A 20,294-nucleotide genomic window follows, 5' to 3' on the forward strand; every position below is an offset into this window, starting at 1 on the left:
GCCGGGGTCAAAACCGGCCTACCCGCTCCGGAGGGCCGGCTCAGGACGGGGGCGTCTCGCCGCCTACGCAGGCGGCCCGCTGCGAGATCGGGCTCATCGTGCGGTACGGCATGCCTCCGCGCTCACGTGCGTGACGACGACGTGGGGACGGCGGCCGCGCCGGCACGCCGCACCGACGAGAAGCTCTCCGAGAGAAGACCCCCGAGGCTCGCACCGCGGAGCCAATCAAGGGCCTCGGCTGCGACCTCGACGAGGGCGGGCGGCCGCCCGGTCGATCCATGCCGGCGTGAGGCGGCACGCCACCGTACGTGCACCTCAGTGGGATCGGTGACGAGGGCCTGGAGGACCGGGCAGCGCCAGGCGCGCGAAGACGCGTGATTCCCCTTCGATTCTCACTGCTTCCGCCAACGTCCACTCGTGTAGTACGCGTCAAGTCGCCTCTCGATTTCGGCTTCCAGCCTGTTGATCTGCGCATCCAACTTCTAGCGGGTCGGCTCGCGGAACTGTGGCGGGACATACCAGGGCATCGCCTGTGGGGCTACCTGCTCCATGCCCTGTAGTACCTCCCCAGGACTCGTGAGGCCGAAGGGGTCCCAGCGATCCATGTCATCCATGAACTCCCTCGGCCTCCAGGGCGCTCGCTCCGGGGGTACGGTGACACGGCGGATAGGCCGGCCGCTCAAGGCGGCGATCGCCTCCTCGGCGGTAGGAGCAGGTGCCGTCCTGCGCCGCGCCGGGGCTACCTGCTGCATGGGCGGCGGGGCCACCTGCTGCACGGATGGCGGCGCGAACTGCTGCCGATGCACGGGTGGGGCCGCCTGCTCGACGTCCGCGACGTTCCGGGCAGGGGCACGCTGTTCCTCGACGTTGCGCGCCACGTCCGCGGCGGGCTCATCGTCCTCGCCGCGCAGGGTCGCGATGCCCGGGTTCTCGTGGGCGAAGTCGCGGTCCCGGTTCCACTGGTCGTTGTGATCCTTGTTCGACCGGTCGTCCTGGTCGGCGAACCAGGAGTTGTTGTTGAACCAGCCGTTGTTCCACCACACATCATCACGCTGGGTCTTGTCCTGGGAGCCGATGGCGGTGTCTTTGGAGGCAATGCCGAAGGCGGAGGCGTCGTCCTTGTTGCGGCTCAAGGCGTCCTGGTTCCACCAGTTCTGGTTGTCCCACCATTGGTGGTTTTTGTTCTGCCAGTTGTTCCGGTCGTCGTTCGACCAGTCGTTGCTGGTGTTGTCCCGCTCGTCGGCGCTGGCGGCGGTGACACACAAAGCGAGAGCGCCACCGCTGATCGCGGTTGCGAGCGCCAGCCCAGTGACGAGCCCTTTGAGCACGGGCATTGCGTGTACTCCTTGATAAAATCTGATTTCAGTGGAGATTTCCTCGTATAGCCGAAGAAAGGCTTTTAGTGCCCTTCCTTGTGCTTCTTGATTTCCCGATGGATCTCGCGATAAACAGGGAGTTGATGCTCTTAATCCATAATTTCCACTTTTTGGACCATGGTGTGCAATCAATCCGACATTTGTAGTGATATGTCCGATAAGGGTGGGCGGTCGGCAAGTGATGCAGTCCGTCCGGGTGCTCCTGTACGCGTGCTGAACCAGCCCCGGCTACCGGGGTGGCCCCCTAGGCTGGAATGGCCTCCGCTTCGTCGTGCGGCGAGTTACGGGGCGGTGCGCGACAACGTCTCCACGATCTTCGCCAAGCTGCAGGTCGCCGACCGCGCCGAGGCCATCATCCGGGCCCGTGACGCCGGGCTCGGCCGAGGTCACGGCGCCCGGCGGGCCTGACGGCGGCCGCGAACGCCTGTAGTCTCGGCGCGTGCGCCACGAGTCACCGGACGGCGGTGCGGGCCTGCGCCGGCACCTGCCGGACGGCGGGACCCGGCCCGGCCATCGGCTGCGGTTCGGCTCCGGCGCGGCGGGCATCGAGCGGCTGGAGGCGTGGCTCGTCGGCGAGGGGTTCGCCACGCACCGCCACGACACGTACGCGATCGGGATGACGCTGCGGGGCGTGCAGACGTTCCGCTACCGCGGCGAGCTGCGGCACTGCCTGCCAGGGGAGTGGCACGTCCTGCATCCCGACGAGCCGCACGACGGTGTGGCGGGCACCGACGAGGGGTTCGGCTACCGGATCGTCTACCTCGACCCCTCCCTCGTCCAGGAGGCACTGGGCGGGGCGCCGCTGCCGTTCGTCGCCGACCCCGTGATCGGGCGGCGCGACGCCGACCCCGCGCTCGCCGCGTGCCTGCGGGACATCGACGAGCCGCTGGACGACGTCGAACGGCTGACGCTCACGCTGCGGGTGGTCCGCACGCTCGTGCGGCACTCCTCCGTACGGGACCCCTTCGCGGGGAGCTCCACGCGGCCGGGCGGGCGGGCTCCGCTGGCGCTGGAGGCGCTGGCCCGCGTGCGCGACCTCATCGCCGACGACCCGACGCTGCGGCACACGCTCGCGGAGTTCGAGCAGGTCTCCGGCCTGGACCGGTGGACGGTCGCGCGGCAGTTCCGCGTCGCGTTCGGCACCAGCCCGACCCGCTTCCGCACGATGCGGCAGCTCGACGTGGCCCGCCGGCTGCTTCGTGACGGCGTGCCCCTCGCCGAGGCGGCCCAGCTCGCGGGCTTCGCCGACCAGGCCCACATGTCGCGCATGTTCAAACGGGCCTACGGCCTCACGCCCGCCCGATGGACCGCCGCGCTCGCGTGACCGCCGTCCGGCCGGATGCGCCTGGGCTCGTGACGCCTGAGTCGCCGCCACGTACCGCCATGTGGGTAAGGCTCGCCGAGGTCACCAGCCTGCCGGGCCCCGGCGACCGCCACCGGTGGACGGCGGGTCAGGCCTCGGTTGTGCACCGGGCGTTCGTCCTCGACGTCCACCGGGCAGGCACTCGACAGGAGCTGACGAATGCACTCTGCATCGCACGAAGGCGCTTCTCTCAGCGTCTGGAGGGAACGGTTGCGCCACGTCTACTGGATCGGCGGCGGCAGCGGGTCCGGAAAATCCACCATCGCCCGACGCATCGCCGACCGGTACGGGATGCGCCTCTACGATACCGACGCGGTCATGCCCGACCACGCCCGCCGCATGCCCGTGGAACAAGCTCCTTACCTGAGCAGGTTCGCCGCCATGGACATGGACGAACGCTGGGTGGCCAGAAGTCCGCGCGAGATGCTCGATACCTTCCACTGGTTCCACGGCGAAGGATTCAAGCTGATCGTCGAGGACCTTCTCGCCCTCCCCACCGACCTGCCGGTGGTCGCCGAGGGATTCCGGCTGCTGCCCGGCCTCGTCCAACCCCTGCTCGCCGAAGTGCGCCATGCCGTGTGGCTGCTGCCGACTCCCCGGTTCCGCCGGGCGGTGTTCGACAGCCGTGGCGGACCGGCATGGGGATTCCTCGCCAAGACCGGTGACCCGCAGCGGGCACTGCGGAACCTGCTCCAGCGCGACGCACTGTTCACCGACCGGCTCACCGAGCAGACCCGGCATCTCGGCCTCCACGGGCTCAGGGTGGCTTCCGAGGACACCGAGGAAGATCTCGCACGGCGAGTCTCCGCGGTGTTCGGTCTTGAGTGATAGGTGGTCACGACGTGGGACTCAGCGGCCGTAGCCCTCGGCATTTCCAGCGGCCCATCGTGATGAACAACGTTCTGCTACAGGCGCGCAGCCCAACGCGCCGCCCATGTCCGCGCCATGCCGGCCGCAGGCCTCTACGAAGGCAGGACCTCGTTTGCGGTGCCCGGCCGAGCTTGGCCGTTCAGGAGAAGGTGATCTGCCCTGCGATCCGCGCACATGTTCCGCGTTGCACTGGAAGATGCGCAGGCGGGCTCCACGTTGCGTGCGGTCGCGGACGAGGGAGTGCCCCCCTACGCGACATCGCCGAGGTCATCGGCCGCCACCTGAACCTTCCCGTTGCCGCCGTGCCGCCGGCGGAGGCGCAGAACCACTTCGCCTGATTGGCCATGGTGATGGCCGCGGATCACCCGGCCTCCAGTGCGCTGACCCGAGAGCCGACCAACTGGCGCCCCACGCAACCCGGCCTGATCGACGACATCGGCAAGGGGCACTACTTCCGAGCCGACGCCACCCCCACACCACAGGAGCTGAGCGCGAGCCCGCGGCAGCGCGCCGGCAGCCCCCCCGATGTGCCCTACATTCGGCGCACTTGACCGGAAGGTCGCCTTCATCGTCGTCCGAGCCCCGAAAGTCAGGCTCCGGCCTGGAGGCGGAGGCCGGCCAGGGTCAGGTCCAGAGCGGCGAGGAACTGGTCCCGGTCGTCGTGCCCGGCGAACTCGTCGACGATCTGGTGCACGTACGGGAACTCCGTGGCGTCGAGCGAGCGCCACGTCTCGGCGAAGCGGCCGAGGTACTCGTCGCGGCCCATGTGGCCGTCGAGCAGCTCCTGCGGGATTTCCACGCCCAGGTCGGCGGCCGAACCGACGACGACGCCGATGATCGCCCAAACGGCGTGGAACCGCTGTCGTGGCGTGAGGTCGAGCCGGAGCGTCTGCCGGCCGAGCTTCTCGTACAGCCGCAATGAGTTGCTCTGCAGATCGGTGTTGCGCATGAAGTAGGCCGACAGCCATGGCCGGTCCACGATCGCGTCGAACAGCGTGACGGCCATCGCGCGCAGGTCGGCGATCGGATCGTCGCTGTCGGGCTGCTTCTCGACGGCGGCCAAGACTCCCCCGATCGCGTGGTCGGTGGCGCGGTCGAGCAATTCGTCCTTGTTCGAGACGTACCAGTAGATGGTGCCGACACCCGTGCCGAGCCGGGCGGCGAGGGCGCGGAAGGTCAGCGCCGGTCCGCCCGCCTCGTCGAGCAGGGCCACGGCCGCGGTGAGCACGGCCTCCATGGAGTGCGAAGCACGTTGACGCCCTCTCGGGGAACCTGCGACGGAGCGTGATCGCGGAGGTGTCATGGCACCCATCCAACCACAACTTGCGTCAACCTCGAACGGCGTTCTATGGTCGAACCCCGTCCCATTATCGAACGTCGTTCTTTCATTGGATCGCGTTCCACGTCGCCGTCGGGCGCGCGATGGCCGGCGGCGTTCCGAGAGGAAGCTCGTCATGACCGCAACCACCCAGTCCCCTTCATCCCGTTCATCCCGCACCTATCCCTCGCTGCGCGCGGCGTGGATTCCCCTGGCCGCGCTCTGCCTGGCCTTCTTCGTCGAGATGGTCGACAACACGCTGCTCTCGATCGCGCTGCCCACGATCGGCCGCGACCTCGGCAGCGGCACGACCGCCCTGCAGTGGGTCACCGGCGCGTACTCGCTGACGTTCGGCGGTCTCCTGCTGACAGCCGGCTCGATGGCCGATCGCCTCGGACGCCGACGCGTCCTGCTGGTCGGCCTCGCCGTGTTCGGCCTGCTGAGCCTGTGCGTCGTCGCCGTCGACTCCGCCGGGCAGCTCATCGCCCTGCGGGCCGGACTCGGAATCGCCGCCGCGGCCATGGCACCCATCACCAACTCGCTCGTCTTCAGGCTGTTCGACGACCAGGCGCTGCGAATGCGCGCCATGACCCTGATGATCGTCGTCGGCATGTCCGGGTTCATCCTCGGCCCGCTCCTCGGCGGCACCGCGCTGGCCCATGTGAGCTGGCAGTGGCTGCTGGTGATCAATGCGCCGATCGCGCTGATCGCGGGCATCGGCGTGCGACTCGGCGTCGCGGCCGACCGGCCCGAGGACCTGACCAAGGACAGGCTCGACCTGCTCGGCGCCGCGTTGAGCGTGCTCACCATCGGCCTGGCCTGCTACTCGCTGACCAGCGGCGTCGAGAACGGCTGGCTCTCCGCGATCACCATCGCCTCGGTCGTCGGCGCCATGGCCGCGGGCATCGCGTTCGTGCGGCACGAACATCGCAGCGAGGCGCCCATGCTGGACCTCAAGATCTTCTCCAGCGGTACGGCCCGCGGCGCGGCCATCGCCCAGATCGGCACGTCCATCGCGATGGCCGGCGTGATGTTCGGCCTCATCCTCCACTTCCAGTACGCCTACGGATGGAGTCCCGTGCGGGCCGGCCTGGCGAACCTGCCGCTCATCGCGACCATGATCGTCGCGACTCCGCTGTCGGAACGGCTCGCGAAGAAGTTCGGCCACCGCATCGCCTGCCTGGTCGGCGCGGCCTGCCTGGCCGGTGCGCTGGCCGGTCTCGCCTGGGGCGTCGCGCACGGGTACGCCGCCATCGCCGTGTGCATGGTCGTGATGACCATCGGGCTGCGCACCGTCATGACGATCTGTGCCATCGCCCTGGTGGAGGCGATGCCGGAGAACCGCACCTCGATCGGCACGGCGCTCAACGACACCGCCCAGGAGGTCGGCACCAGCGTCGGCACCGCCGTGGTCGGCACCATGATCGCCGCGCTGGTCACCACCCAGCTGCCCGCGGGTGTCTGGAGCAGCGGCCTCGTGCAGTCGTTCTTCCACGGCGAGCGGATCACGTACGCCGTACTGGCCGTGCTCGTCGGTCTGGTCGCGGCAGGCGGCGCCTTCACCCTCACCGACTCGCACTCGGTCGACGAGGCTGCCTAAGGCGCTGTTGTCGTTCCGTTCTTGAGGGTGCGGGTCGAACGGGAGTCTCGCTCGGGTGATCGCTTTCGAGCGCGGCGCGGAGAGCCTGACGGCCTTCAGGAGAGCGCTGGCGGCCGCCGACCGGCCGCTGCCGTCGTCCTGGGCGGGGAAGGCGAGCACGATGGCCGGGGGACTGGCACGGCAGGTGATTCGCCGCACCACTCCGCTCAGCGGACGGGCCGGGAAGGGGCCGGCCCGCGAACTCGCCGCCGAGGCCGCGCACACCCTGTCCGTCCTCGGCGAGCTCGCCTGTCACCGGCAGGAGCAGGACACGCTGCTGCTCAGCGTGGTGCGTCACCTCGACGCGGCGGAGCGGGTGGGCGGCCCGGTCGAACGCGCGGAGGCGTACGCGAACTTCGCCGTCGTGGCCGCTCTCGCCGGTTCCGAACCGGTGGCCCGGCACTACGGCCGCCTCCCCGACGAGGAGATCGACAAGGCGCCGGACCCGGTGGCGGTCTCCCGCGCCCGTCTCGCGCGCGGACTGCGGCTCATCGCGGAGGGACGGTTCACCGTCGCGCAGCGGGTCCTCACTCTGGCCCGCCGGTCCCCGTCTCGCGGAGCACTGCCTCGGGCTCCTCGCCGAGCTGGAGATCCAGCGCGGGCCCGGCTCCACCTGCTCGGCGACGACGCGCCCGCCGCCCGCGCGGCGCTGGACGACGCGTTGCGCACGGTGGACCGTCCGGACATGCCGCTCAGGCCCTCGAGGCGTGGGCGGGGCTGGCCGAGGTGTCCTGGGCGCTGGAGTCCTCGTCCCACCGCTCCACCGGCGCCTCCTCCCGCCGCGCAGAGCATGGCAGCGGTGAGGTCAGCGCACCGTTCGCCCGGCGTCAGCCGAGGCCGCCCGCGCCGTCAGTCGGGGAGAACGTAGCCTCCCACGGAGGACGGGATGACGAAGGAGTCGAGCCGGCGCAACTGGTGCGTGGCGCGGTTCACCCGATACCAGGTATGCGTCCTGCGCAGGTCACCGCCCACCTGACGATCGGAGCGGGTCAGCACGTCGAGGTGGCCCGCTCTGTCCCAGCGTGCCGTCAAGGCGGCCTCGCCCTTGTGGAGCCGGATGGGGATGCTGGTCTTCTTCGCGGTGGCCAGGTTGCGGGTGAGGACCACGTTCTTCACGGAACCGCCGGTCTTCGTCCACTTCGGGGCGGCCACGGTGACGCCGTCGGGGGCGAGGTCGCCCCGCATGTAGACGGATCGCCGCAATCTCACCGACCACGTGCCGGTCGAATAGAGCACCGCCGTCCGGTTGTCGCCCGCCATCATGCGCTTCCCGTCCGGGCTGAAGTCCCAGGTCTGGTATCCCCTCGGCAGGGTGAAGACCTTTCCTGTGGTCGTGTCCGCGACCCGGTCGATCTCCCATTCGGAGGCGTTCACGCCGCGCATGCTGAGAAACCGGCCACCCGGAGAGAGGGTGAGCGCGTTCATCCGGAGGTCGTCCGGCCACGTCACCGCGGGAACCGCGCGCGCCCTGCCGGTGGCGGCCTCCCAGATCGTGAGCACGCCGTCCTTCCCCGCGAAGTACGCGGCCTGTGCGCCGTCCTGGGAGACGGCGATGACGGCGGCGACGGTGTACTCGTCGTCCGCCACGGTCCTGCGGGCGCCGGGGAGCGCGACGACGCGGCCGTTGCTCAGCCAGAGCTTCAACGGGCCGCAGGGATGCCGGCCGCCGTCGGCCTGGAGGCAGGACCCGAGACCCGCGTAGCGGATCACGGGCGGGGCCGACGCGGCCTCGGCCTGGGGGGTGGTCATGATCACTGCGGCGGCCAGCACCGCGGCCGGCGCTACTCGGGACAGCATTCCGACATCTTCGCATGATGCCGACATCAAGGATCGCGGTCGCGCCCGGTCCGGCCCTTGCGGCCGGTCACAGCACTACTAGAGCCCGCCGCCGACGTCGAGGACGGCGCCGGTCACGTAGGACGCCCGGTCCGACAGCAACCAGGCGACCGCCTCGGCGATCTCCTCCGGCCTGCCGGGGCGTCCCATCGGGATGCGGGCCGAAACCCGCTCCGCCCGTCCCGGCTCCCCGGCGCGGGCGTGGATCGTGGTGTCGATCGTTCCCGGCGAGACGGCGTTGACCCGGATGCCCGCCGGGGCGAGCTCCCGCGCCAGGCCCACGGTCAGCGTCTCGACCGCCGCCTTGGTCGCGGCGTAGGCGACGTACTCGTGCGGCGAGCCGGTGCGCGACGCGACCGAGGAGACGTTGACGATGGCGGGCCGGGTCACCGGTGTGCGTCCGGTCCAGCGCCGCGCCGCCTCCCGGCACAGCCGCACGGGTGCCACCAGGTTCACCTCGACGACCCGTCGCAGATCGGCGTCGGTCAGGCCGGCGAACGGCCCGATCCTGCCGGTCACCCCCGCGTTGTTGACCAGGCCCGCGACCTCGCCGACGGACCCGGCCAGCTCGAACAGCATCTCCGGCGCGTCCTCCTCGGTCACGTCGAGCCGTACGCCGCGGGCGAGGGCACCGGAGCGGGCGAGGCCGGCCTCCAGCGTCTCGGCGTCGGCGCCGGAGTTCGAGTGCGTGAAGACGACGCCGAACCCGTCCGCGCACAGGCGCCGCACCGTGCTTCGGCCGATCCCGCGCGTGCCTCCGGTGACGATGACGACCGGGCGAGAGGTCATCCGCGTGCACCCTCCCCGTCCGTCCTTGCCTCTATCGCGTGGACGACGGCGGCCATGTCCAGATCGGCGTGGCCCAGCGCGAGGGTCTCGCCGAACAGGGCGTGGCAGACGTCCAGCAGCGGTGAGGCGATGCCGGTCCGCCGCGCCGCCTCCGCGATGAGCCGGTTGTTCTTCAGCACGTCGGCGATGGCGGCCTGGGCGGCGAAGTCGCGCCCGGCCAGCTTCACCGCCTTCACCCGCGACACGTCGCTCGCCATCTGGCCCGAGTTCAGCACGTCCACGAGCAGCCCGACGTCGAGGCCCTGGCGCTCGCCGAAGTGCAGCGACTCGGCGAGGCCGGTGACCGTGGTGATCAGGAAGATGTTGACGGCGAGCTTCATCAGCAGCGCCTTGGGCGCGGGCCCGCACACCACCGTCTTGGCGCACATCGGCTTCAGCAGCGGGCGGACCTCCTCCACGGCGTCCGGCCGGCCGGCGAGCATGGCCACCAGCCGCCCCTGCTCGGCGGGCACGCGGGAGCCGGAGATCGGCGCCTCGACGTAGCCGCCCCCGGCTGCGAGCACGTCGGCCTCCAGCCCCGCCGAGTAGACGGGGGAGGTCGTGCCCATGTGCACCACGACCCGGTCCGCGACGTTGCGGGCGAAGGCGGGCGTGCCCCGCTCCAGCACCGCGTCGATCGCGGCCTCGTCGGCCAGCATGAGGATCACCACCCGCGCCCGCCGGAACACCTCGGCCGCGCCGCCGGCCACCTCCGCGCCCGCGGCGCGCAGCGGCTCGCTCCTGGCGGCCGTGCGGTTCCACACCACGAGGGGCGTTCCGGCACGGACCAGGTTGAGCGCCATGGGCTGCCCCATGATCCCGAGACCGACGAAACCCACATCCATCCGCTCGCCTCCCCGCGCACGTCCCCGTGCCGCGCTGGCGGCACGCCGGGACCGTTGTAGCCCATGGCGCGGCGGCGGTCTTGAACGATTGTGCCCGCCGAGAGGTGCGGTCCCGGTCCCGCCGCCGGGGCCGCCTAGGAGAGCAGCTCGTTGATCTTGTCGCGGGCGACCGTGGCGAGGACGCCCGCCTTGTGCGGCTGGCCGCGCAGGAACGCCTCGGTGAAGTGCTTGGCCTGCTCGTACGTGACCTTGCCCGGCATCGGCGGCTCGTTGGGATTGACGTCGCAGTCCACCAGCGCCGGCCCGTCGTGCGCCAGGGCCTCGCGGATCGCGCCCGGCAGGTCCTTCGGGTCCTTGATCTTCGCGCCGTACGCCCCGCAGGCGCGGGCCCAAGCGGAGAAGTCGGCCTCGGGCTGCCGGTGCCGCACGGCGTACTCGGGGTAGCCGAGGATGATCTGCTCCCACAGGATCTGCCCGTAGCTGTTGTTGTTGTTGACCACGACCTTGATGGGCAGGTCGTGCCGTACGGCGGTGAGGAAGTCGGCCATGAGCATGGCGAACCCGCCGTCGCCCACGAAGGCGATGACCTGGCGGCCGGGGAAGGCGTGCTGCATCCCGATGGCGTACGGCAGGCCGGGGGCCATCGTGGCGAGGTTGCCCGACAGGTAGAACTCGCGACCGCCGCGGATCGTCCAGTGCCGCGCGGCCCACGTCGCGATGGTCCCGGAGTCGCACGTCAGGATGGCGTCGCCGGAGGCCGCCTCGTCGACGCAGCCCATGAGGTACTGCGGCGCTATGGGGTCGCGGCTCGGGTCCTGCAGCGCCTTCATGTCCTCCCGCCAGGCGTCCATCCTGCGCTGGTACTTCTCCAGGAACGACCGGTCCTTCGCCGGTTCGAGCAGGGGCAGCAGGGCCTGCAGCGCCAGTTTGGCGTCGGCGGCGACCGGGGCCTGCGTCGGCCGGCGGATGCCGAGCAGGGTGGGGTCGGCGTCGATCTGCACCACCCGGGCCTGCCCCTCCGGCGGCAGGAACTTCCCGTAGGGGAAGGACGTGCCGACCATGAACAGCGTGTCGCACTCCTCCATGAGGTCCTCGCTCGGCGCGGTGCCGAGCAGGCCGAGCCCGCCGGTGGTGAGCGGGTGGTCGTCGGGCACCACGAACTTGCCGGGCAGGCTCTTGACGATGGGGCTGGCCAGCCTGTCGGCGACCGCCAGCACCTCCTCGCGGGCGTGCCGCGCGCCGACGCCGACGAGCATGGCGATCTTCCGGCCCTGCCGCAGCACCTCGGCCGCCCGGGTCAGGTCCTCCTCGGCCGGCCGCAGCGGCGGGAGAGAGCAGGTCGTCAGGCTCGCGGGCGGAGTGCCGGGGCCGACGTGCCGGTACGGGTCCTCACTGGCGGGCGCCACCTGGATGTCGTTGGGGAAGGTCAGGTGCGACACCGTCCGCTTGGTCAGCGCGTTGCGCACCGCGAGGTCGACCACGCCGGGCATCTGCTGCGGATTGGTCACCATCAGGTTGTAGGCGGCGAGGTCCTGGTAGAGGCGGTCGAGGTGGACCTCCTGCTGGTAGTGGGTCCCCAGCACCGAGGTCTCCTGCATGCCGGTCAGGGCCAGCACGGGCACGTGGTCGAGCTTGGCGTCGTACAGGCCGTTGAGCAGGTGGATGGCGCCCGGCCCGGAGGTCGCGGCGCACACGCCGAGACGGCCGGTCGCCTTCGCGTAGCCGGTCGCCATGAACGCGGCCGCCTCCTCGTGGTGCACCAGGATGAAGCGCAGCTTCTCCCGGTGCCGGCGGAAGCCCTCCATCAGGCCGTTGATCCCGTCACCGGGGAGCCCGAAGATCGTGTCGACCCCCCACTCCACCAGCCGCCGGGCCAGGCTCTCACCCACGATCTCGGTCATGTCCGCCTCCGATCGACATCAGCCGTACGGGCGCCCCGGCGTACGCGGGTGTCCTCAGCGGCCCCGCGCTCTGCGTCCCTTGGCGGGCGCCGTGCGGTGACCGCTCCGCCGGCCGAGGGCGTACGCGGCGACGAGGCCGGCGGCGACGGCGAGCGGCTTCGGGGACGACATGGCCGACTTGGCCTGCTTCAGTGCGCCCTTCGGGTCGGCCACGGCGCCCGCGACGCTGCCGATCGCCGACGCCAGGGTGTCGCCCGCGCTCTTCACCGCGTTGCTCCGCACGTTCATGATCGCCTCCGGCATCGAACAGCTCGCGGCATCCGGACGGCACACGGCATCCGGACGGCACACGGCACCCGGACGGCTCGCGCGACGAGCCCTTCCCGCCCCCCGAACGCGTAAACGGCGCCGCAGGTCACGGGAGCTTTGTGCGCAACAGACCCGCACATCGCACGGCCCGCATGGGTGAATCCCCGCCGCGCTTTTCCCCGCCCCCGCGGTCCTGGCCGCGCTCGGCGGGAAGGCTCGCGCGGGAGGCCGGCGCACGCGCTGCCGCCCGGCCGCGGCGCACCCGGCCGGCCGGCGAGATCCGCGAGGAGGCGGAGATGACCCGTGTCTTCCCGAGACCGGAGCCGTCGGCACCGCTGCGCGTGGCCGAGGGCGGCGGAGGTCAGGAACCCGCCGCAGCCTCCGTACGCCGAGGAGTTGCGCGACCGCCTGGTCGAGGCGATCGCGGGCGAGGTCGGGTTCGGCGGCGGCGACCGGACCATGTACGCCTACGACGCGTCCGTCTACCGGCAGGTGCCGGTCGGGGGTGGTGACGCCCAGGGACGCCGCCGACGTCGAGGCCGCGCTTGAGGTGTGCCGCCGCTTCGGTGCTCCCGTGCTCGCCCGCGGCTGCGGCACCTCGCTGACCGGGCAGACCGTCAACGGGGCCGTGCTGTTCGACTTCACCCGCCACATGGACCGCATCGCCGAGCTCGCCCCCATGCGGCATACAAGACTCCGGCACGGTCACGAGCCGGGCGGCTCGGCAGATCAAGATCCGCAGGGGGCAGATGTTCGGTCGAGTGCCTGGTCGACCAGCACGAGCCGCCGCTCCCGGCCAAGGTGAAGAGCCACCAGGTGCGGAAGCTGACCGAGGCGCTGGCCCAGGGCACGCCGAACCGCAACCGCACTGCCCCTGCAGATGGTGAAGGACATGCTGGACGAGCCGAGCTTCGCGGCCAGCCCGGCGCACGCCGTGCCCCGCAAGGTCGGCCAGGCCGCGGCCACGCTGGTGGGCAGGCTCCGCGACCGCGCCAGGGGCGAGCACCCCGAGTATGGGCCGCGCTCGTCCGGAGGTGTCAGGCCTGCCCGAGGCGTCGAACTTATCCGGGATGCCAGGGTTATCCGGGATGACGGCGCAGCAGGAGCATGGCGGCGTCGTCGGGGAAGGGTCCGCCGACGTGGCGCAGCAGGTCGGCGCGCAGCTCGTCGAGGGCCACCTGGGGATCGGCGCCCCGCAGCAGATGCGCCCGCTCCGCCAGCGGGTAGAAGCGGCCCTGCCGGTCGCGGGCCTCGATCACGCCGTCGGTGTAGAAGAGGATCTGGTCGCCGTCTTCGAACGGCACCCGGTGAGGCTTCGGGCGCGGGGAGCCGAGCGCGCCGAGCCCGAGCGGGAGGGCCTCCTCCTGCGGCTCCGCGAAGTGGACGCCGCCGTCGCGCCGCAGCACGAGAGGGGCGGGGTGGCCGCAGTTGAGCAGGGAGATCTCCCGGTCGTGGATCTCCGCGAGTATGGCGGTGACGAACTTCTCGCCGCTCAGATGCCGGGCCAGGCTGGTCTCCACGCGCTCGACCACCGCGGAGAGTTCGGACTGGTCGTAGGCGGCCTCGCGGAAGGCGCCGAGCACCCACGCCGCGGTCTCGACCGCCTCCAGGCCCTTGCCCTGCACGTCGCCGATGAGGATCCGTACACCCTCCGGGGTGGTCACCACCTCGTAGAGGTCGCCGCCGATCTGGGCCTCCGCGGCGGCGGAGGTGTAGGAAAGCGCGACCCGCAGGTCGCCGGCGCGGCGGGGGACCGGGCGCAGGAGCACCCGCTGAGCGGCCTCGGCGACCAGGCGGACGTTGGCCAGCTCGCGCTCCCGCCGGTTCCGCAGCCTGCTGGCCAGCATGCTCGCGGCGGTGACGCCGATGATCGCCGTGATCGTGAGGTTGTTCTGCGGCCTGCCGAGGAGACCGTCGTAGACGGCGAGGGGGATGCAGATGACGAGGGCGAGCAGGCCCACCAGCGCCGTGCGGCGCACGCCGCCCGCGACCGAGGCGAAGGCCGGGCCCAAAGTGAGGAGCGGCAGGAAGCCCACACCGGGCCCGGTGATCAGGTCGACGACGACGACCAGGGTAATCGCGATGAACGGCAACGCACGCAGGATGCTCTGGGAACTCATCGCGACTCCATAGCCGGCCCCCACGTCAGCACATGATTCCTTTCCTGATGGCTTTACTCCTTCCCGCGTAGTGAACGAGGCACTCCCCGCTGTCCGCTACGGATGCCGCCATTTCGGGCCGGTCGGTCAAGTCGCGGCGGGCCCCCTCCGATCACTACGAGTAGTGACGTTACTCGAATTCGTGACGCGGAGACCGGTAAAGCGGGACATCCGGCCTTCCCCTCACGCCGTCACGGCAGCTCCGCGAAGCGCTCGACCTGGTCCGTACGGCCGGACACGATGATGACGTCGCCATAACCGAGCTCGGTCTGGGCGGTGGCGTAGGTGAACTCCTCGCCCGGCCGTTTGACCGCCACCACCGTCACCCCGTATTTGCGGCGCAGGCTCGACTCGCCGAGGGGGACTCCGACGTACTCCTTGGGCGGAAGGGTCTTGACCAGGGCGAAGTTCTCGTCGACCTCCATGTAGTCGAGCATCCGCCCGCTCACCAGGTGGGCCACGCGCTCACCCATGTCGTGCTCGGGGAAGACCACGTGCTGGACGCCGATCCGGCTGAGGATGCGGCCGTGCTGCCTGCTGACGGCCTTGGCCCAGATGTCGTTGATCTCCATCTCCACCAGCAGCGACGAGGTGAGGATGCTCGCCTCCAGGTCGCTGCCGATGGCGCACACCGCGCGATAGAAGTCCGGCAGGCCGAGCTGGCGCAACGCCTCGGGGTCGGTGGCGTCGGCGGTGGCGATGTGCGTGATCTGGCCCGCGAGGCTCTGCACCACCTTGGGGCGGTGGTCGATGGCGAGCACCTCGGTGCCGCGCCGCACCAGCTCCAGGGCGAGCGAGGTGCCGAAGCGGCCGAGACCGATCACCGCCACGGGGTCGTTTCTCATGTCAGCCAACGATGACGTCCTCCTCCGGTAATTCGTAGCGGCGGGCGCGCTCCTTGAGCGCCAGGGCGGAGCCCAGTGTGAGCGGGCCGATCCGGCCGACGAACATCAGCAGCGTGAGCAGCACCTGCGCGGCGGGGGAGACGGCGGTGACGACGCCGATGGACAGTCCGGTCGTGCCGAAGGCGGAGACGACCTCGAAGAGCACCCGGTCCAGGGAGTGCGGCGTCAGCACCAGCAGGACGTAGGTGAAGAGCGCGACCAGGGCCACGCTCAGCACGGTCAGCGAGACCGCCTGCCGCTGCGCCGCCTCGGTGAGGCGGCGGTGGCCGATGTTCACCCGGCTCTCGCCGCGCAGCTCCGCCCAGACGATGAACGTGAGCAGGCCCAGCGTGGTGACCTTGATACCGCCGGCGGTGCCCGCGCTGCCCCCGCCGATGAACATCAGCAGCTCGGTGACGAGCCAGCTGGAGGGGTGCATCTGCGTGATGTCGAGGCTGTTGAACCCGGCGCTGCGCGGCATGACGGCGGTGAAGAACGCGGCGAGCAGCTTGCCCTGGCCGTCCAACGGCCCGAGCGTGCGGGGGTTGGTCCACTCCGTGACGAGGAAGACCAGAGTGCCGCCCGCCAGCAGGACGGTGGTGACCGTGAGCGTGATGCGGGTCAGCAGCGACCAGCGGCTGGGGCGGCGCCAGGAACGGCGCAGCTCGAACACCACGGGGTAGCCGAGCCCGCCGACGATCACCGCCGTCGCGACGGTCAGGCAGACCCACGGATCGGCGGCGAACCTGACCAGGCTGTCGGGCCACAGCGCGAAACCGGCGTTGTTGAACGACGAGACCGCGTGGAACACGCCCAGATACAGGCCGCGCCCGACGGGCTCGCCATACCCGAGCACGAACCTGAGCGTGAGGACGGCCCCGACCACGGCCTCGCAGAGCAGGTTGAAGACCACGACTCTGCCGACCACGCGCCGCAGGTCGCTGCCGTTGAGCACCCTCGTCTCGGCCTGCGCCGACAACCGGGCCCGCAGGCCCAGCCTGCGGGAGACGAGCAGGGTGAAGACGGTCGCCAGGGTCATGATGCCGAGGCCGCCCACCTGGATCAGCACGGCGATGACCGCCTCGCCGAACGCCGACCAGTGCGTGGCCGTGTCGACGACGGTGAGCCCGTTCACGCACACCGCCGACGTCGCGGTGAACAGGGCTGTGATCAAGTCCGCGGGCTTCCCCGAGGTCGTGGCGAGCGGACTGGACAGCAGGGCGGTCCCCAGGAGGACCGTCACCCCGAACACCGTCGTGATGACCTGGGCAGGCTGGTGGAACCGCGCCACCAGAGCCCAGAACAGCTTCATGCCGGCCGCTCCGCATCTTCGGGGACGTTCTCGCCTGCGTCCTCGCGGGCGCGTACGCGCTGGCGCAGGCGGCCGCACCGGGCGGGGGCTCCGCGCTCGTCGCCGAACCGGCGGGCCGACTGCGATACCACCGAGAACCTCCGTGGGGGCAACGGGACGACGTCGCCGACCCGACTTCCCGGCACACCGCGGCCTACCGTAACAGCACATTTGCCACCCGGCACATCAGGGCTCTCGCCCGGTGGCGTGATCGGGCGGCGTCGCCCCGCGGGCACGCCCTCTGGGCGCCGACGCGCCCGGGCCGGCGCCCATCAGTCCTCGGCCGGAACCGGCAGACCGGTTGTGGCCGTGGTCCCGCGCCCGTCCGGGTCGCCGGCGGACCGCTCCTCGCGCCGTCGCGCGGCGGCCGAGGCCAGCGAGGCCGGGACGATCAGCATCGCGACGGCCCCGATGAAACCGACGGCGAACGACAGGTTCGTCAGCTGCGCGACGCCGCCGATCATGGGCGGACCGATGAGGAAGCCCGAGTAGGCGATGCTCGTGACGAAGCCGATCTCCCGCTCGCCGCCGGTGCCGTCGCCACGCCGGCTGACCGCGCCGGCGAGGTCGAGCACGATCGGGAACACGAGCCCGACACCCCCGCCGGCCAGCGCGTACCCGGCGTAGGCGAGCCAGGCGACCGGCACGATCGCGGTCGTCAGCAGGCCGACACCGGCGAACAGCGAGCCGGCGACCAGGATCGCGAACGGGTCGAAGCGGCGCTGGATCCGCTCGCCGAGCACCCGGACCACCGCCATCGCCGCGGAGAAGACGGAGAACACGAGCGCGCCAGACCCCTCTGACATGCCCCGCTCGCGCACCGCGAACAACGCCGACCAGTCGCCGTTCGAGCCCTCGACGATCGCGGAGACGAACGCGATGCCGCCGAGCAGCCAGAGGACCGGGCGGCGCACCATGGCGCGGCCGGGTCCGCCGCGCGCCCCGGCGCCGGTGGCGAGTTCCTCCCGCGGCACGAACCGGATCACGCCGGCGGTGACGGCCAGCGAGGCGACGGTGACCACGGCGAAGTACGGAAGCAGGTCGACCCCCTGACCGGCGGCGAGCGCGGCGCCCAGCGAGCCGGCCAGCCCGCCGACGCTGAACCCGGCGTGGAAGACCGGCATCAGCGGCCGCTCGACCCGGCGGATGACGGTCACGGCGGCGACGTTCATCGACACGTCGAACACGCCGAAGGAGGCGCCGATCAGCACCAGGACGAGGCCGAGTTGCAGTGGTGTCGTGACGAGCGCGAGGACGGGCAGGGCGCACGCGGCGACGCAGGACGACGCGAACACGACGGCGGGGGCGCCGAAGCGGGCGCACAACCGGCCCGCGAACGACGCGGCGACGGTCAGGCCGACGCTGGCGCCGAGCAGGACGACGCCGAGCACACCGGGCTCTGCGTGGATCTTCCCGGCGAGCGCCGGTATGCGCGGCGCCCACGAGCCCGCGATGATGCCGTTGAGCACGAACACGATGAACACGGAAACTCGCTGCGAGCGCACGTGGTCTCCCTTGCTGTACTCCTTTGCCGCGATGTGCGGGAATCCGGTGACTGGCGGGAATTCCGGACCAACCGCCGCTGCCCGGAAATCGAGCACTCAGAACTTCCTATGGCCCTCGGCGCCGTCTTCATCTGCCGGCGGCGCCTCGCCCACCGGGCCGGGGATCGATATTCGGTGGTCCGCCCGCCCCCGGGGACGCAAGATGAGGCGCATGACTCTGGCCACCCCCACATTGCACACCGCTCGCCTGCGACTGCGCCCCTTTGCCGACGCCGACGCGGACGCCCTCTTCGCGCTGCACAGCAGCAGCTACGTGATGCGCTACTGGGACTCCCCGCCGTGGACCGAACGGGCCCGCGCCGAGCGCTTCATCATGATGTGCCGGAAGATGGCGGACGAAGGCACCGGGGCACGGGTGGCTATCGACCGGGTTTCTGACGGGGCCTTCGTCGGCTGGTGCGGTGTGACCGGACGGAATCCGGACTACCGCAGTGCGTCACTGGGCTACTGCCTTGATGAGGCGATGTGGGGCCACGGCTTCGCGACGGAGGCCGCGCACGCGTTGCTGCGGTGGGCGTTCGACACACTGGACCTGAATCGCGTTCAGGCCGAGACCGACACGCGCAACGTGGCATCTGCCCGAGTTCTGGAGAAGATCGGATTCGTACGTGAAGGGATGTTGCGGGAGGACTGCATCGTCAACGGCGAGGTGTCCGACTCATGGGTGTTCGGGTTGATCAGGCGAGAGTGGCAGCCGTCGACCGTGCCGATTCCAGCCCGCTAAGAGCTCCGAACCACCTCGTTGTGTGAGGAGCTTCTGGAAGCGTCGGTACGACGAGCCGCGGCGGCGGGAGTTCCCGCCGCGATTCCGGTCAGCCGGGCGTGACGGCGAACGGGCCGCCGGTGCCGAACACGAGCCGGGCGAAGTTCTCGCCGATGCGGCGATGCCCCGCGGGGCCGGGGTGCACCTCGTCGGGCAGCGGCAGTTCCGCGTAGTCCGCCTCGCCGTAAAGGTCGCGGCCGTCGAGATAGTGCAGGTGCGGGTCGTCCACCGCCCGCTGTCGTACGATCCGGGCGAGTTCGTCGCGGATGACGTTGAGCGTCAGACGCCCGGCGGCGCGCTCGGCCGGGTCGCCCGTGGCCTTGAAGCGCACGGTCCCGCCGTCGAAGTCGGGCGCGAGCGGGCCGGGGGTGTCCTCCTGGACCGGGCACAGGATGGAGGACACGACCAGCAGCGGCGTGGCCGGATGCCCCTCGCGGATGGTCTCGAGGAAGCCGTGGACCGCGGGGGTGAAGGCGCGCAGGCGCATCACGTCGCCGTTGACGATGTTGATGCCGATCTTGACGCTGATCAGGTCGGCCGGGGTGTCCCGCATCGCGCGGGCGGTGAACGGGTCGAGCAGCGCGCTGCCGCCGAACCCCAGGTTGATCAGCTCCACGCCGCCCAGGGCGGCGGCCAGAGCCGGCCAGATGGCGGTCGGGTGGGCGGCGTTGGAGCCGTGGCTGATGGAACTGCCGTGGTGCAGCCACACCCTACGCCCGCTGTGGGGCGCCGGCTCGATCGGAGCGTCGGCGCGCAGGGCGATCAGCTCGGTGATCTCCGTGTGCGGAAGCCAGATCTCGATGTGCTTGTCCCGTGGGGGCAGGCCAATGAACCGGGCGGTGCCGGGAGGTCCTTCGCGCAGCTCGACCGACTGGGTGGCCATGTCGATGATGCGGACGTGGCCGCCGGTGACGGTGGCCTGGGCCGTGAGGCGGCCGTCGGCGAGCAGGTCGTACACGCCGTCCGCGGGGGCGGGAAGACCCCGGTAGGCCCTCTTGGTCGGCAGCGTGTCCAGCTCGACGGCGGTGGCCCGGGTCCGGAACGCCAGCCGTACGCCGGAGGGCTGGGCCTCGGCCATGGCCAGTTGCCCGTCGGGGATCTGCCGGCGAGCCCAGGCGGGTAGCCGGTGCGGCAGCAGGCCGTGCGCCGTGCGCTCCACGTCGAGGGCGCCGCGCAGGATGTCCGGGGTGATGGGAGTGGTGATCCAGTCGTGCTCGATGCTCATCGCCTCAGCCTGTCTATCGGGCTTGCCGAAGTGTTCCGATGCGTCGGTGCGGTCCCTGGGCG

General features: G+C 71.0%; 19 protein-coding genes. 7 read left to right on the forward strand and 12 right to left on the reverse strand.

Going from position 1 to position 20,294, the window contains the following annotated elements; all coding sequences use genetic code 11:
* Positions 1-482 precede the first annotated feature (482 nt).
* Complete coding sequence (locus ABZ860_RS22800; protein ID WP_357223293.1) at positions 483-1,334, reverse strand: hypothetical protein; 852 nt, start codon at positions 1,332-1,334, stop codon at positions 483-485.
* Positions 1,335-1,815: 481 nt separating this feature from the next.
* On the opposite strand from ABZ860_RS22800, the gene ABZ860_RS22805 reads away from it, so the two are divergent.
* Both ABZ860_RS22805 and ABZ860_RS22810 read left to right on the forward strand, forming a co-directional pair.
* Entirely contained in the window at positions 1,816-2,700 is an 885-nt protein-coding gene (locus tag ABZ860_RS22805) for an AraC family transcriptional regulator (RefSeq protein ID WP_357223296.1), read from the forward strand.
* A gap of 249 nt (positions 2,701-2,949) precedes the next feature.
* Positions 2,950-3,567 (forward strand): shikimate kinase, encoded by a 618-nt coding sequence (locus ABZ860_RS22810; RefSeq protein ID WP_357223299.1) that lies wholly within the window; start codon positions 2,950-2,952, stop codon positions 3,565-3,567.
* Positions 3,568-4,198: 631 nt separating this feature from the next.
* On the opposite strand, the gene ABZ860_RS22815 is transcribed toward ABZ860_RS22810, so the two are convergent.
* Positions 4,199-4,846 carry a TetR/AcrR family transcriptional regulator gene (locus ABZ860_RS22815; RefSeq protein ID WP_357223302.1) on the reverse strand — a complete coding sequence of 216 codons (648 nt, stop codon included), beginning with the start codon at positions 4,844-4,846 and terminating at the stop codon, positions 4,199-4,201.
* A 217-nt stretch (positions 4,847-5,063) separates the two neighbouring features.
* On the opposite strand from ABZ860_RS22815, the gene ABZ860_RS22820 reads away from it, so the two are divergent.
* Positions 5,064-6,527, forward strand: a complete 1,464-nt coding sequence (locus tag ABZ860_RS22820) for an MFS transporter (RefSeq protein ID WP_357223305.1) — start codon at positions 5,064-5,066, stop codon at positions 6,525-6,527.
* A 55-nt stretch (positions 6,528-6,582) separates the two neighbouring features.
* Entirely contained in the window at positions 6,583-7,434 is an 852-nt protein-coding gene (locus ABZ860_RS22825; protein ID WP_357223308.1) for a hypothetical protein, read from the forward strand.
* Here the strand turns inward: ABZ860_RS22825 and ABZ860_RS22830 are convergent.
* From ABZ860_RS22830 to ABZ860_RS22850, 5 genes are all read right to left on the reverse strand, one after another.
* On the reverse strand, positions 7,416-8,363 hold the full coding sequence (locus ABZ860_RS22830) for a hypothetical protein (RefSeq protein ID WP_357223310.1): 948 nt from the start codon (positions 8,361-8,363) through the stop codon (positions 7,416-7,418). The two genes, ABZ860_RS22825 and ABZ860_RS22830, sit on opposite strands and share 19 nt — an antisense overlap.
* A gap of 78 nt (positions 8,364-8,441) precedes the next feature.
* On the reverse strand, positions 8,442-9,191 hold the full coding sequence (locus ABZ860_RS22835) for an SDR family oxidoreductase (RefSeq protein WP_357223312.1): 750 nt from the start codon (positions 9,189-9,191) through the stop codon (positions 8,442-8,444).
* Positions 9,188-10,075, reverse strand: coding sequence for an NAD(P)-dependent oxidoreductase (locus ABZ860_RS22840; protein WP_357223315.1), 888 nt, complete (start codon positions 10,073-10,075; stop codon positions 9,188-9,190). Before ABZ860_RS22840 ends, ABZ860_RS22835 begins: the two co-directional genes overlap by 4 nt.
* Positions 10,076-10,209: 134 nt before the next feature.
* Positions 10,210-11,976, reverse strand: coding sequence for a thiamine pyrophosphate-dependent enzyme (locus tag ABZ860_RS22845; protein ID WP_357223317.1), 1,767 nt, complete (start codon positions 11,974-11,976; stop codon positions 10,210-10,212).
* A 54-nt stretch (positions 11,977-12,030) separates the two neighbouring features.
* Positions 12,031-12,264 (reverse strand): hypothetical protein, encoded by a 234-nt coding sequence (locus ABZ860_RS22850; RefSeq protein WP_357223320.1) that lies wholly within the window; start codon positions 12,262-12,264, stop codon positions 12,031-12,033.
* Between the two features lie 324 nt (positions 12,265-12,588).
* Here ABZ860_RS22850 and ABZ860_RS22855 point away from each other — a divergent pair, with 324 nt between their 5' ends.
* Entirely contained in the window at positions 12,589-12,834 is a 246-nt protein-coding gene (locus tag ABZ860_RS22855) for a hypothetical protein (protein ID WP_357223323.1), read from the forward strand.
* The gene (locus ABZ860_RS22860) at positions 12,791-13,090 is read left to right on the forward strand and encodes an FAD-binding protein (protein ID WP_357223325.1); all 300 of its coding nucleotides are present in this window, start codon (positions 12,791-12,793) and stop codon (positions 13,088-13,090) included. The genes ABZ860_RS22855 and ABZ860_RS22860 overlap by 44 nt, the downstream gene beginning before the upstream one ends.
* A 274-nt stretch (positions 13,091-13,364) precedes the next feature.
* Here ABZ860_RS22860 and ABZ860_RS22865 read toward each other — a convergent pair whose 3' ends face one another.
* From ABZ860_RS22865 to ABZ860_RS22880, 4 genes are all read right to left on the reverse strand, one after another.
* The gene (locus tag ABZ860_RS22865) at positions 13,365-14,405 is read right to left on the reverse strand and encodes a PP2C family protein-serine/threonine phosphatase (RefSeq protein WP_357223327.1); all 1,041 of its coding nucleotides are present in this window, start codon (positions 14,403-14,405) and stop codon (positions 13,365-13,367) included.
* Between the two features lie 230 nt (positions 14,406-14,635).
* Positions 14,636-15,289 (reverse strand): TrkA family potassium uptake protein, encoded by a 654-nt coding sequence (locus ABZ860_RS22870; RefSeq protein ID WP_357223330.1) that lies wholly within the window; start codon positions 15,287-15,289, stop codon positions 14,636-14,638.
* 1 nt (position 15,290) lies between these two features.
* Positions 15,291-16,640 (reverse strand): potassium transporter TrkG, encoded by a 1,350-nt coding sequence (locus ABZ860_RS22875; protein ID WP_357223333.1) that lies wholly within the window; start codon positions 16,638-16,640, stop codon positions 15,291-15,293.
* Between the two features lie 311 nt (positions 16,641-16,951).
* A complete protein-coding gene (locus tag ABZ860_RS22880) occupies positions 16,952-18,184 on the reverse strand; it encodes an MFS transporter (protein WP_357223336.1) in 1,233 nt (410 codons plus the stop codon).
* 211 nt (positions 18,185-18,395) lie between these two features.
* On the opposite strand from ABZ860_RS22880, the gene ABZ860_RS22885 reads away from it, so the two are divergent.
* Positions 18,396-18,968: a GNAT family protein gene (locus ABZ860_RS22885; protein ID WP_357223338.1), complete on the forward strand. Its 573-nt coding sequence runs from the start codon at positions 18,396-18,398 to the stop codon at positions 18,966-18,968.
* Positions 18,969-19,056: 88 nt separating this feature from the next.
* On the opposite strand, the gene ABZ860_RS22890 is transcribed toward ABZ860_RS22885, so the two are convergent.
* On the reverse strand, positions 19,057-20,232 hold the full coding sequence (locus ABZ860_RS22890; RefSeq protein ID WP_357223341.1) for a GDSL-type esterase/lipase family protein: 1,176 nt from the start codon (positions 20,230-20,232) through the stop codon (positions 19,057-19,059).
* Positions 20,233-20,294: the final 62 nt, after the last annotated feature.

The organism is Microbispora sp. NPDC046973, assembly GCF_040644495.1.
Lineage (GTDB): Bacteria > Actinomycetota > Actinomycetes > Streptosporangiales > Streptosporangiaceae > Microbispora.